Raw genomic sequence first — 12,887 nt, 5'->3', positions numbered from 1 at the left:
AGATTTCTATATCATATTCAATTATCAGAAGTTGGATAATATCCAGCCGTTGTTGAGGGCAGGATAATGAGGCAGGGAGATTGCAATGTCAGGTGGGCAGGAACATGCCGAGGTCGCCATTATAGGGGCTGGCATTGTCGGCATCTCGGTCGCCTATTATCTCGTCGAAAAATACGGCGTGAAGCGCGTCGTCATTATCGATCCTCGCGATCCGATGAGTCTTACCTCTGCCCAATCCGGCGAAAACTACCGCAACTGGTGGTCAGACGCGGTCATGCGAAAATTTACCGATGACAGCATCGATCTCATGGATCGCATTGCCCGGGATTCCGGCAACATGATCAATATGACGCGGCGGGGTTATGCCCTCATCACCCGCAGGGAGCGACCGGATGACCTGATGGGAGAGCTTGAGGAGTCGTACCGCGATAATCCCGGCCGCCTGAGAGTATATGAAGGTGGTGCGCCGCAAAGCTCCTACAAAGAGTCCAGTTCCGATTGGGCAGACGCTCCGGCAGGCGTGGACGTACTTTACGATCGAGCAATGATTCAGCGCGTGTTCCCGACACTGGCAAAGAACGTTAACACCGTCCTTCACGTGCGTCGTGCCGGCTCGATCAGCGGTCAGCAACTCGGCCAATACATGCTGGAGCGTATCCGGAACAAAGGCGGGGGGATACTTCGCGGGGAGTTGATGTCGATCGACAACCGCGAGCCCTTCTGGCTGGATGTCAAGATGGCGGGCGGGCATGTTCGTGTGATTGCGGACCGGCTGGTCAACGCTGCCGGACCATTTGTCCGCGACGTTGCAGCGATGCTTGGCGAAGATTTGCCCGTTGAGTGTGTCTATCAACAGAAGATCAGCTTCGAAGACAGGCAGCGCGTTGTACCGCGCGATCTCCCGTTCACGATCGACCTCGATCCACAGACGCTTGCCTGGACGGACGAGGAGATGGACTTACTCCGCGAAAACCCTGCAACAGCAAGGTTTACGGAGCAAATGATTGGCGGCATACACTGCAGACCCGATGGGGCTGCCGATGGTGCCTGGATCAAATTGGGTTGGGCATACAATAAGACGGCTACGGACCCGCACGCACCAGAACCGATTGACCCCGAATTCCCCGATATCGTCCTGCGCGGCGCAAGCCGTCTTCAACCCGGTCTGGCGCAGTACGTCGGCAGGCTTCCCCGCAATGCTCATCACTACGGGGGGTACTACACGATGACCAAGGAGAACTGGCCGCTCATTGGTCCAAGCGGCACCCCCGGCGCGTTCGTCGCTGGTGCTCTCTCAGGATTTGGTACGATGGCAGCCTGTATGACCGGTTCAATTTGCGCTGACTGGGCGATGGGTGGCCCTCTCGTTCCATACGCCAGAGCGCTGAGTGCTGACAGATACTCAGACCCGTCGTTGGCAGGCGACCTTTTGGCAGGCAGTCGTGGCCTGCTTTAACCTCATAACAGTTGACCGCTAATCACAAGGAAGAGGCGATGAAGACGGATATTGCCATTATTGGAGGCGGCGCGATCGGCTCGGCCGTAGCGTACTTTCTCAAGATCAAGGATCCAAGCGTTGGCGTGACAGTGGTCGAGCGCGATCCGACTTACAACCTCGCCTCTACGCCGCGTGCGTCTGGCGGTGTGCGCCGTCTTTTCTCGCTTCCCGAGAACATCGCGCTGTCCAATTTCAGCATTCCGTTCTTCGATAACTTCGCCAACACTATGGCGGTCGGCGGTGAGAAAGCAGAGATCGGATTAAAGAAGAACGGCTACCTCTTCATCGTACCTCCGACATCGCGCGAGATGCTTAAGCAGAATTTCGACACCGAACTGGAAATGGGCTGCAACGTCCTCTGGCTCGAGCCGGACGAAATCAAGTACAAATTCCCCTCAATGAACGTGTCGGACCTCGGTGCTGCGGTTCACTCGCCGGACGATGGCTGGCTTGACCCGCACAGCGTTCTCATGGGGTTCCGGAAGAAAGCGAAGAGCCTTGGCGTGGACTTCGTCGCCGATGAAGTGTCCGGTTTCGACCGGCAGGGTAGTATCGTCATCCGCGCGAAGCTCAAGTCTGGCGGAACGCTGGAGGCCAGCCAGTTCGTCAATGCGGCCGGAGCCTGGGCTAAGGACCTCTGCGAGATGCTGGACTTCAAGGTGCCGATTGAGCCTCTGCGTCGGTACGAACACTACTTCGAATCCGAAGATCCAATCGAGCCTCTGCCTTACCTGAAGGACCCGGAGCGCTTGGCATTCCGTCCCGAGGGCAAGGGTTATTCCGGTGGTGTGCCGACACTCGACGAGCCGCGCGGATATAATTTCGAGGTGGACCACGACTACTTCGAGAATGTCGTTTGGCCAGCGCTTGCTCATCGCTTCCCGCAGTTCGAAAAGACGAAATGTAAGAATACGCTACCAGGCCTTTATGATCAGAACGATCTCGATGGCAACGTGATCATCGGGAGCGGTGCTGACGGCCTCACCAATTTCCACCTGTTAGCGGGATTCTCCGGGCACGGCTTGATGCATGCTCCGGGTTGTGGCCTTGCCATGGCCGAGCTCCTCCTCGACGGTCGCTATGAGACGATCGACCTGACCCGCTTCGGATGGCAGCGCGTACTCGACAATACGCCGCTTCACGAGCGGGGAATTATCTGAAGAAGATCACCGGGCTTCCGCGCGACGCGTCGAGGCCCGGAGCGATTTCTGGGTTTGCTCGATGTGCCGCTCGAGCAGGCTCACGGCGCCATTCACATCACCCGATCTGCAAAGTCCGAGCAGTTCTATGTGATCGTGCTGGGGCTTTGTCTTGCCTGTCGCCGCGGAAACCTGGCGGCGGATATATCGGCTCACGTGGCCGTAGTTGGTTTCGATCATGTCCAGGAGCTTGCGCCGCTGGCATGGAAGATAAAGTGTCCAGTGAAACTGCCAGTTGAGTTCACCCCACGCCGACTGGTCCTCGCTTTCGTCGTACGCTTTCAGAATAGCCTCCGCCGCTTCGAAGTCTTCGAGCGCCATATTGGGAACGGAGAGTTTCAGCGCGCGGCACTCGAGCGCAATCCGGATTTCAAGCATCTCGACAACATCTTCGATGGAGAAACCCTTGACGATTACGCCCTTGTTTCGCTCAAAACTGACAAGGCCTTCGCTTTCCAGTTGGCGCAGTGCCTCTCGCACGGGGATGCGCGACGTACCGTACATCGCTGCTATTTCATCCTGGCGCAATGGTGTTCCTGCCGCATACTCACCCGCGAAAATAGCCGCACGCAGGCCATCCCGCACAACGAGGGGCGCAGGCTTGTCATTGTTTTTGATTTTTTCGTCCATTTACCGGAATCCTTATCTTTGGATTAAATTGGCATGAATTGCATAAGATTTATAACTGCCACCTGTTCCCGGAACAAGGATTTTAGTTCCTTCCTCTGCCAGTACCCTGGAAGGGCGGGCTCAGGTGCCTTCCGCTTTCCGGACGAAACTTTGGCTGCCGCTCTCGGATCGGCAGGTCTTCTTGGCCTGCTGGTTCTGTGGTGGCTGGGTGCCGACGTCTTGGCGGCGGAGCGCAGCTTCGCGCGCCGGTTCTCCCCCGTCGCCGCCCTGCCGGCGCTGGCAAACCTGCTGGCTTCTGGAACTCTGTGGGACCACATCCTCATCAGCCTGCAGCGCGTGCTCCTGGGCCTGGGACTGGGTTTCGCCGTGGGGGTGCCGCTCGGGCTTCTCGTCGGCACCTCCCGTCTGGCAGAGGTGGCCACGGCGCCGGCGTTTGAGTTCTTGCGCATGATCTCGCCTCTTTCGTGGATGCCGATAGCCATCATGGTGTTCGGGATAGGCGACAGGCCGATCTACTTCCTGCTAGCCTTCGCCGCAGTCTGGCCAATCCTGCTCAACACGGCAGCGGGGGTCCGACAGCTAGATCCGAACTGGCTTCAGCTTTCACGCAGCCTAGAGTCTGTCAGGTCTACGTTGAAGCATATCCTGCATGCGCGAGATAGGCGGCGCATTCGTGTGGGCTGAAGGTTTTGAGGACTTCGCCGACGCGCCTCCATGTTGCGTCAACAGTACGCTCGTCGGCTTTGCGCAGCAGGGTCTTGAGTTTGGCGAACATCATCTCGATCGGATTGAGATCGGGGCTGTAGGGCGGCAGGAAGAACAGATGGGCGCCGGCATCGCGAATGGCGTCGCGTGCCGGCTTGCCCTTGTGGCTGCCGAGATTGTCGAGGATGACGATATCGCCGGGATTGAGAGTTGGCGCCAGGCATTGCTCGATCCAGGCAGTGAAGGCGATGCCGTTGATCGGGCCGTCGAGCACGAAGGGCGCGACGATGCGGTCGTGGCGCAACCCGGCGAGGAAGGTCAGCGTCTTCCAATGGCCATGCGGTATTCTGGCGATCAGCGGCTGGCCGCGCTGACACCAGCCGCGGGTGCGCGTCATGTTGGTTTTGACCCAGGTTTCGTCAACAAAAACGAGGCGGTGCGGGTCAAGTCGATGTTGATGGGTCTTCCAGCGGGTCCGGAACCGCGCCACCTTCGGCCTGTCCTGCTCGCTGGCGATCAGCGTTTTTTTTAAATGTCTTGCCTTGGCGGCGCAGGAAACGCCAAACGGTGTCATGAGAGACATTGATCCCTGCCGCCTTCAGGTCGGCGGCAAGCGCCCGAACCGTCCAATCGGTCTTGGCCGCCAGTCGGATGTGAACCGCATCGGCCGCCGCGCCCCGCAGCATCGGCTTGACATGGCCACCCATCTTGGCCGGCGCCAAACCACGGCCGGATCGGTCAAGCTGGCCGATCCGCACCGCCGTCGCCGCCGATATCCCGAAGCGCAAGGCTGCCGCCCGCACCGTCATGCCCCCGGCCAGAGCGTCGGCGACGCGCTGGCGTAAATCCAGAGAAAGAGGTCGCGCCATTATTGCTGGCCTCCCCACCAGCAATAATCTTGAACGTATGGCCCGCCCCGTCTGCAAGGGGTAATTTGAAGATCGCTCTGCTCAGTCTGCGTCAACGTATCCGGTCTCGGGATCAAGTCCCGGCCAAGATGGAGATTCGCGCAGTCTGGTCCTCATAATCACACCGGCCTCGATCGGCCGTTCAATGGTTCAGGTTTCCAGGCTGCCGTTCGACTGTCAGGCCATCTTCTTCTCACCACGCGCAGATTTCCGCGACCATCAGATCAGCATCCGATGATCTCCTGTTTCTACGCCGCTGCGATTGCCGGATCGAAGCTACGCTCCTTGCGCAGCACCGCCCAGACAATGCGCGCGAGTTTGGCGGCCAGCGCGACGACGACGATGTTCTTGTGCGCCCGCTCCAACAAACCTCGAGCCCAGCGGCCCAGGGGTGTATCCTGAGCCATGATGCGCGGCAGGACCGCGCGAGCACCATGGATCAGGTTTGCTCGCAGGTAGCGGTTGCCGCGCTTGGATATGCCCAGCAGCCGGGGCTTGCCTCCGGTGGTCGCCTGCCGGGGCGTGAGGCCCAGCCAGGCGGCAAGATCACGCCCGCGCCCGAAGCTTGCTGCATCGCCGACCGCGGCAACAAGCGCGGTGGCGTTGACGACCCCGATACCGGGGATCGTCGAAAGGCGACGGGCCGTGTCGTCGTCACGCGCCATGCGCACGAACTCAGCATCGAAGGCAGCAATCCGTTCGTCGAGGCTGCGCCACTCGGCGCGCAGGTCCTCGACCAGAAGGCGCATGCGTGATGACAGCCGAGGATCGTCCTCATCGGCGAAAACCCCAAGCAGATCTTCCAGCTTGCGGCGACCCTGGGCAACGACGATCCCGCGCTCCAGCAACAAGGCGCGCAGGTGATTGATCAGCGCCGTCCGCTCCGCCACCAGGCGCGAGCGCGCTCGATGCAGCGCCTGGATGTCGGATTGCGCTTCGCTCTTCACCGGCACGAACCGCATCGTCGGCCGCGTTGCGGCTTCCGCGATTGCCTCGGCATCGTGGTCGTCGTTCTTGTTCGCCTTCACATAGGGTCGCACATACTCCGGCGACATCAGCCGGATTGTGTGGCCCCTGGAACCCAATACCCGCCCAAGGTGATGCGCGCCGCAGCAGGCTTCCATCGCCACGATGCAAGGCTCTATCTTGCCGACAAAGTCCAAAACGCCATCGCGACGAAGGCGACGGCGCAGAACCACAGCGCCGGTCCCATCGAGACCGACAAGGCTGCAGACGTTCTTGCCAAGATCAATTCCGAGCACAAATATCGACATTGTCCGTTCCTCTCTCTTTCCAAAGCGGAGCAATCCTAACCGATTGCTCCGGAGAGGGGCGGGCCATCCCATAATCACAATCGCAACGAAAAGGGAATCCTGTTTCGATTCAGCTTAAAGCTGACCGACTCTAGCAGCGACGAGATGGGAAACTCTGAACAGGATCATTCTGCCCGGCATCCTCGGCTATGTCCTGACAGGGGTCAGGCTGGCCATAGGCATCTCATGGATCGTTCTCGTCTCGTGCGAAATGCTGGGGGTCCAAGCCGGCCTGGGCTATTTCATTCTCGACGCCCGAGATCGCCTCGCATACCCGGACCTGATGGCGACGGTTCTTGTGATCGGCGCGACGGGCTTCGCCCTTGACCTGCTCGCAAGGTCCGCCGTGGTTCGGATGACCCGTTGACGCTGTCGCTACTGCGGTCGACCACGTTCCACGCTGGCGCCGATCGTGTCATGGATTGGCCTTGAGGTAGGCAACAAGATCCTCGACCTTCCGATTTCCGGACACTCCAGAAGCGCATGCTCGCTCGTGGGACCTTCTTCGCTTGGATGAGTTGTGAACTGAACTCCGCAAGCGCTTACGGCATGATCAGCCCATCCAGCCGCCGCCGGAAAGGGAGTTTGCAAGGAACAGGAGCCCGGCGCGCAGTTCGTCCCGCTTGATGACTCCTCCGAGGCAGATCCGCACGTGCTCGTCCGGCTTGCCGAGGACCGTGAACGCGTCCGAGGGCATTAGTCCGACATGCCGTCCTGCCATGCGTCCCATGAGTTCGGCCCTGCTCGCGCCCTCAGGCAGCTTCAGCCAGATATTGAAGGCTTCCGGTTCACCCCGGTACTCCAGTCCGGGCAGGGACTCGGCGACGATGTTTTGACGCGCCGCGCTCTCCGTTCGTACGAAGTGCCGGATCGCATCTGCAGTACCGTCCTCGATCCAGCGTGTCGCAAGCGCCATGCAGATGGGCGAGGGCATCACGGCGCTGGCGCGAAGGGCCTGTGCGAGAGCATAGGCGGCGCGGGCGTTGGGGGCGACAGTGTACGCCAGCCGGAGCCCGGCTCCCAGGCATTTCGCCAGGCCGCCGATATGCCAGGTAAGGTCGGGTGCGAGCGTGGCGAATGGAGCCGGGGCGGATGCGGGTATGAAACCGTAAGCGTCGTCCTCGATGATCGGCAGGCGATGGCGCAGGACCGCCTCCGCGATCTCCATCCTGCGTGCCGGGGGTATGGTGAGCGTCGTAGGGTTTTGAACTGTCGGATTGAGGTAGAGAGCCTTCGGCTGATGAAGGTGGATCGCAGTGTCCAGTGCATCCGGAATGATGCCCGACGAGTCCATTGGAATACCTACCAGTTGCAGCCCCATGCGGGAGGCAATGGCGCGCAGGCCGGGATACGTCACGGCCTCGCAAAGGATGACGTCTCCCGGACGCGTCATCGTTGACAGGATGGCGGTCATCGTCGCATGGGCGCCCGGCGTGATCGCGATGCGCTCCAGGCTCGGAACCATTCCCCTCTTGGAAAGCCAGGAAGATGCCGCCGCCTTGTCCTGATCCCCTCCGCTGGTCGATTGGTACCGCAGAAGCGACACGAGGTTCGCAGAGACGGTTCCAAGTCCGTTCTGCATCCGCGCCAGCAGCTCCGGATCCTCGGGCTCGGGCGGCATGTTCATCGACAGATCTTCGTCGCGAGATCGCCTCGGGTCTACCCGGTGCTCGTTCTGCACGAGGCTGCGGGCGAAAGTGCCGCGGCCCACATGGCTCTCCACTACGTTCCGCGCGTGCGCCTCCGCGTAGGCACGGCTGACAGTGGTGAAGTCGATCCCCAGTCGTTCGGCCAGCTTCCTTTGCGGAGGCAGCCGCTCGCCGGTCGTGAGCTCTCCGCTTTTTACGGAAGCTTCGATCGCGTCTGCAATCTGCAGATACCTAGGCTTTCCGTCTGGGCGGAGCACCGGCAACCATCTCCCCAAGGCTGGATCTCCTTCTTGGCTTGAGAAATTGTTGCGCATTGTATGGATTAGTTTTTCAAGATGCAAGGGCATCATTCCCGGAACAATGATGCCGAATTTCTGGGCGCATCGAGCAAGATTTTGATGATCTACTAGTCACTCCGCATCTAAAATTGGCATTTTTGATCGCTGCACAAAATTTATTGTATGGATAAAAGACTGATCGTTGATTCCTACAATTATCGCCGTACCGTATGCTCCATCACCCACGCCAATAGGAGCGATGTAATGCCTCAGGTCACGCATGAACCCCACAAGGACGGCGACTTCTTTGTAGACTACGAAAGCAAGGTCTTCGAGGATGTGAAGGCGGACGCCGGGGAGAAGGCTCTTGTCACGTTCCATACCGTCGCGTTCGAGGGATCGATCGGCCTGGTGAACATCCTCAACGCCATCCGGCTCCAGAGGAAAGGGTACGAGACGTCGATCCTGCTTTACGGTCCGGGCGTCACCCTCGGCCTGCAGCGCGGGTTCCCCAAGCTCGGAGACGAAGCCTTTCCCGGACACCTGAACTTCAACAAGAACCTCGAACGATTCATGAAGGAAGGCGGCAAAGTATACGCCTGCCGCTTCGCACTCCAGGCGCTCTACGGCCATGGAGAGCCCGCTCTGATCCCCGGCATCATTCCGATCCTGCCGCAGGACGTTCTCGACTGTGTTCTGCTTCACAAGAAGGCAAACGCGCTGATCATCGACACCTGGACCGTCTGACCGGTTCCGGCGTCCGGCGCGCGACGCGCCGGACGCCCAGTCCGCTCGTAACATGCAGGAGCCAGCCATGAGCAGAATCATACGCGCTGCCGCGGTGCAGATCGCGCCCGACCTTTCTTCCCGTGCGGGAACGGTGGAACGGGTGCTGAACGCAATTGCGGAGGCGGCCGACAAGGGAGCGGAAATGGTCGTCTTTCCGGAGACGTTCGTGCCTTGGTATCCCTACTTCAGCTTCGTCCTGCCGCCCATTCAGCAGGGTCCCGAGCACCTGCGCCTCTACGAGGAGGCGGTTGTCGTTCCCTCCGCCGAAACGCAGGCCGTCGCGGACGCCGCGCGAAAGCGTCGCTTGGTCGTCGTTCTAGGAGTGAATGAACGTGACCACGGGTCGCTGTACAACACGCAGCTCGTCTTCGACGCTGATGGAAGCCTCAAACTGAAGCGCCGCAAGATCACGCCCACCTATCATGAGCGGATGATCTGGGGGCAGGGGGACGGGGCCGGGCTCAAGGTGGTGGACACCGCAGTTGGCCGTGTGGGCGCCCTGGCCTGCTGGGAGCACTACAATCCTCTCGCACGATACGCGTTGATGGCCCAGCACGAGGAGATACATGCGTCACATTTCCCTGGCTCGCTTGTCGGCCCGATCTTCGGCGAACAGATCGAGGTGACGATGCGTCACCACGCGCTCGAAGCAGGGTGTTTCGTCGTGAACGCGACGGGATGGTTGAGCGAGGAGCAGATCTCTTCCATCCATCCTGATCCGAAGTTTCAGAAGGGGCTTCGGGACGGGTGCATGACCTGCATCATAACGCCCGAAGGACGCCACGCAGTGCCTCCACTGACTTCGGGCGAGGGAATTCTTGTCGCCGATCTCGACATGCGACTGATCGTCAAGCGCAAGCGGATGATGGACTCGGTCGGACATTATGCCCGTCCGGAGCTTCTGCATCTCGTCCATGACACGAAGCCGGCTGCGGCGGTGGAACTGACGCAGCCATTCCCGTTCGACCCGATCGTCGTTGCAGGCGAAGAAAGCTATCCGGCGCAGGAGCTTCAAAATGCTTGAACTGACGGCAAAGACCGATCCCGACCTGATCAACGACCTGCAGACGAGGGGTATGCGGCTGGTTGACCCGCGCGCCGGTCACGAGAGCCGGCGTGGCGGTGCGGGGCCGTCCGATCACAAGGCAGTCACTTTCGGCGACAGCACGGTGATGGTGCCCGTCCACACCGCTCCCGCCTTCGAGAGCCCGTATGTGGTGGAGGCCCCGGCCGCCGACGGACTTGCGCGGGTGACGAAGGAGGGAGCGGAGATCGGCCGCGTCCGCTTTCCGGGAAGGCCGAAGTTCTACGACCTCACAACTGCGGACGGCATTCCTTACAACAAGATCGCGGTACTGCATTCGCGCGACGTTCTGGCGACTACGATCCTCCAGACATGCATCCGCTACGAGAGTCGAAAGAAGACGTGCCAGTTCTGTTCGATCGGCCAGAGCTTGGCCGCAGGCAGGACCATCGCCCACAAGACGCCACAGCAGCTTGCGGAAGTCGCGAAGGCCGCAGTCGAGCTGGACGGCGTGAAGCACATGGTAATGACCACCGGCACGCCGGCCGGCAAGGACCGAGGCGCGGCCGTGCTCGCGGAGAGCGCCCGCGCGGTGAAGGCGGTCGTCGATCTTCCGATCCAGGTGCAGTGCGAGCCCCCCGAGGACGACGTCTGGCACCAGCGCATGAAGGATGCCGGTGCGGACACGCTCGGGATGCATCTGGAAGCGGTGACCCAGGAGGTCCGCGAGAGGATCATGCCCGGTAAGGCGAGCGTCCCGCTGGAGAAGTATTTTTCCAGCTTCGAGGCCGCAGTCAAAGTTTTCGGAAGAGGACAGGTCTCGACCTACATCCTCGCGGGTCTCGGCGACACGAAGGAGGCTATCGTCGAAATGTCCGCCCGACTCGTCGCCATGGGCGTCTATCCCTTCGTGGTGCCGTTCGTGCCGATCTCCGGAACTCCGCTGGAAAGTCACCCGGCGCCGGCGTCGGAGTTCATGGCGGCCATTCTCGAACCCGTGTCGAAGCTCGTGGTCGACGGTGGTCTGAAGGCCACCGACATCAAGGCAGGCTGCGGAAAATGCGGAGCCTGTTCGGCGCTGTCGATCTACGAGAAGCTGAGGATAAAGGCATGAGCGTCATGGACCATTCTTCCTTCATCAGCCCCGAATTCATCATAAGGGCCGCGACCGCGCGATGGGAGGTCGCGGGAGCGGCCCGGCTTCGCCGCCAGGTCTTCGTGGAAGAGCAGCGCATCTTCGAGAACGACGACTCAGACGACATCGACGAAACGGCGATCCCGCTCGTGGCAATCGCGACCTTGGCAGCGGAGCCAGCCGACGTCGTCGGCACCGTCCGGATAAATGAGGACGCTCCGGGGGTCTGGAAGGGGTCGCGGCTTGCGGTAGCGCCCTCGCACAGGAAGGTCGGCAGGCTCGGGGCCGAGCTCATCCGTTTGGCCGTCAGCACGGCGAACGGTCGGGGATGCCGTGAATTCCATGCACATGTCCAGATCCAGAACGTGCCCCTGTTCAAACGGCTGCACTGGCTTCCGGTGCAGGAGATGAACATCCATGGCGTGCCGCACATGCACATGCTGGCTTCGCTCGAGCATTACCCACCCATTTTCGATCCTGCCTCGGGCTGGTCCGCCAGAGCAAGGAGAGGCGCATGAACCCTCGGGAACTCGCCGAAGAGCTGAGGGCTCATCCATCTATCCGAGGCAAGCTCGACATTGGAGTAGCCGCCACCGCACTGGCCATGTCGTCGGCAGGAGCAGGACGGCCGGGAGACGACGCGGCTGCTATCGCGCGACCCGAAGGCGGCTGGGACCTGCTGGCTGGCGAAGGATTCATGCCGCAGTTCGTCCAGGACGATCCATGGTTCGCAGGTTGGTGCGGCGTTATGGTAAACCTGTCCGATATCGCCGCCATGGGTGGGCGCGCGACGGCGTTGCTGGACGCAGTATGGTCTCCGGACGCAGACGCGGCTGGCCCTCTTCTAGCCGGCCTCAAGGACGCGGCGTCCGCCTATGGCGTGCCGATCGTCGGAGGGCACACCAACCTGCACAGCCCCGAACTCGGCCTTTCGGTGTCGGTGACGGGTAGGGCGTCCAGGCTCATAACTAGCTTCGACGCCCGACCTGGAGACGTACTGGTAGCCGCCATCGACCACCGGGGCACATACCGGCCGCGCTTCGACAACTGGTGCGCCGCGCTCGACGCTCCTCACGAACGTCTTCGCGAGGACTATGAACTACTGCCCTCGATGGCAGAGGCGGGTCTCGTCGACGCCGGCAAGGATATCAGCCAGGGCGGCATCGCGGGCACCGCCCTGATGCTCGCTGAAAGTTCACGTTGCGGGTTCGATATCGATCTCTCGGCCATTCCCCTGCCACCTGGAGCCGAACTATCGCGATGGCTCCGCAGTTTTCCAAGCTTCGGCTTCCTTCTCTCGGTCCGACCGGAGCTAGCCGAGGAGGTATGTGCCCGATTCGACGAACGCGACATAGCCGCCGTCGGCATTGGGCGGGCGACCAACGGGTCCAAGATAAGCCTGGTCTCGGACAGGGCGTCAGCCCTGTTCTGGGACTATGCGGAGAAACCTTATCTTTCACTTCACAGGGAGGCGGAATTTGCCTGAAGTTCGTTTCACCATCCGATGGCCGGACGGGCAGGAGGAGAGCTGCCACTCGCCGTCCACGGCGATCCACCGTCATCTTGAAGCCGGCCAGACCTATGAGATCTCAGATTTCCTCGGAAGGGCACGGGCCGGACTTGCAGAGGCGTCAGCGCGCGTCGTGGCGAAGTACGGCTTCGCATGTTCTTCGGCACTCGATCAGCTAGCAAGTATCGAAACCACGGCTGCAAGCCAGCCAGCCGACGGGCAGGTCGTCTGCTTGTCGATGACGTGAGG

General features: G+C 60.9%; 13 protein-coding genes and 1 pseudogene. 10 read left to right on the top strand and 4 right to left on the bottom strand.

All coding sequences use genetic code 11. The features are described 5' to 3' along the window. Positions 1-85: 85 nt before the first annotated feature. A complete protein-coding gene (locus ACQZ48_RS20210; RefSeq protein ID WP_448729292.1) occupies positions 86-1,456 on the top strand; it encodes an NAD(P)/FAD-dependent oxidoreductase in 1,371 nt (456 codons plus the stop codon). Between the two features lie 38 nt (positions 1,457-1,494). Further along, positions 1,495-2,658 (top strand): NAD(P)/FAD-dependent oxidoreductase, encoded by a 1,164-nt coding sequence (locus ACQZ48_RS20205; RefSeq protein ID WP_448729291.1) that lies wholly within the window; start codon positions 1,495-1,497, stop codon positions 2,656-2,658. A 6-nt stretch (positions 2,659-2,664) separates the two neighbouring features. Here the strand turns inward: ACQZ48_RS20205 and ACQZ48_RS20200 are convergent, their stop codons facing one another. Then, on the bottom strand, positions 2,665-3,327 hold the full coding sequence (locus ACQZ48_RS20200; RefSeq protein ID WP_448729290.1) for a GntR family transcriptional regulator: 663 nt from the start codon (positions 3,325-3,327) through the stop codon (positions 2,665-2,667). 150 nt (positions 3,328-3,477) lie between these two features. Between ACQZ48_RS20200 and ACQZ48_RS20195 the strand changes: the two genes are divergently transcribed. After that, positions 3,478-4,011: an ABC transporter permease gene (locus ACQZ48_RS20195; protein ID WP_448729289.1), complete on the top strand. Its 534-nt coding sequence runs from the start codon at positions 3,478-3,480 to the stop codon at positions 4,009-4,011. Here ACQZ48_RS20195 and ACQZ48_RS20190 read toward each other — a convergent pair. Further along, positions 3,956-4,901, bottom strand: a protein-coding gene (locus ACQZ48_RS20190) for an IS630 family transposase (protein ID WP_448729288.1) whose coding sequence is annotated in 2 segments (ribosomal slippage) — positions 3,956-4,561 and positions 4,563-4,901 — 945 coding nt in all. Because the reading frame shifts where the segments join, the coding sequence is not laid out codon by codon here. The genes ACQZ48_RS20195 and ACQZ48_RS20190 overlap by 56 nt on opposite strands. A 287-nt stretch (positions 4,902-5,188) precedes the next feature. Beyond that, a complete protein-coding gene (locus tag ACQZ48_RS20185) occupies positions 5,189-6,214 on the bottom strand; it encodes an IS110 family RNA-guided transposase (RefSeq protein WP_448729287.1) in 1,026 nt (341 codons plus the stop codon). A 142-nt stretch (positions 6,215-6,356) separates the two neighbouring features. Between ACQZ48_RS20185 and ACQZ48_RS20180 the strand changes: the two are divergent. Then, positions 6,357-6,620 (top strand): annotated as a pseudogene (locus ACQZ48_RS20180) (ABC transporter permease); the annotation flags it as partial. A 186-nt stretch (positions 6,621-6,806) separates the two neighbouring features. On the opposite strand, the gene ACQZ48_RS20175 reads toward ACQZ48_RS20180, so the two are convergent. Next, the gene (locus tag ACQZ48_RS20175; RefSeq protein ID WP_448729370.1) at positions 6,807-8,177 is read right to left on the bottom strand and encodes an aminotransferase-like domain-containing protein; all 1,371 of its coding nucleotides are present in this window, start codon (positions 8,175-8,177) and stop codon (positions 6,807-6,809) included. Between the two features lie 267 nt (positions 8,178-8,444). Between ACQZ48_RS20175 and ACQZ48_RS20170 the strand changes: the two genes are divergently transcribed. The 6 genes from ACQZ48_RS20170 (at position 8,445) to ACQZ48_RS20145 (ending at position 12,885) form a co-directional block, all read left to right on the top strand. Further along, positions 8,445-8,927 carry an MSMEG_0572/Sll0783 family nitrogen starvation response protein gene (locus ACQZ48_RS20170; protein WP_448729286.1) on the top strand — a complete coding sequence of 161 codons (483 nt, stop codon included), beginning with the start codon at positions 8,445-8,447 and terminating at the stop codon, positions 8,925-8,927. Between the two features lie 67 nt (positions 8,928-8,994). Next, complete coding sequence (locus ACQZ48_RS20165; protein WP_448729285.1) at positions 8,995-9,993, top strand: Nit6803 family nitrilase; 999 nt, start codon at positions 8,995-8,997, stop codon at positions 9,991-9,993. Further along, complete coding sequence (locus ACQZ48_RS20160) at positions 9,986-11,107, top strand: MSMEG_0568 family radical SAM protein (protein WP_448729284.1); 1,122 nt, start codon at positions 9,986-9,988, stop codon at positions 11,105-11,107. Before ACQZ48_RS20165 ends, ACQZ48_RS20160 begins: the two co-directional genes overlap by 8 nt. Beyond that, positions 11,104-11,646 (top strand): MSMEG_0567/Sll0786 family nitrogen starvation N-acetyltransferase, encoded by a 543-nt coding sequence (locus ACQZ48_RS20155; protein WP_448729283.1) that lies wholly within the window; start codon positions 11,104-11,106, stop codon positions 11,644-11,646. The genes ACQZ48_RS20160 and ACQZ48_RS20155 overlap by 4 nt, the downstream gene beginning before the upstream one ends. Beyond that, positions 11,643-12,614, top strand: coding sequence for a sll0787 family AIR synthase-like protein (locus ACQZ48_RS20150; protein WP_448729282.1), 972 nt, complete (start codon positions 11,643-11,645; stop codon positions 12,612-12,614). The genes ACQZ48_RS20155 and ACQZ48_RS20150 overlap by 4 nt, the downstream gene beginning before the upstream one ends. Next, positions 12,607-12,885, top strand: coding sequence for an MSMEG_0570 family nitrogen starvation response protein (locus ACQZ48_RS20145; RefSeq protein ID WP_448729281.1), 279 nt, complete (start codon positions 12,607-12,609; stop codon positions 12,883-12,885). Before ACQZ48_RS20150 ends, ACQZ48_RS20145 begins: the two co-directional genes overlap by 8 nt. Positions 12,886-12,887 lie beyond the last annotated feature (2 nt).

The sequence above is a fragment of the Agrobacterium sp. 22-209-1 genome (assembly GCF_053522485.1).
This window is presented reverse-complemented; position numbering and strand designations above follow the sequence as displayed.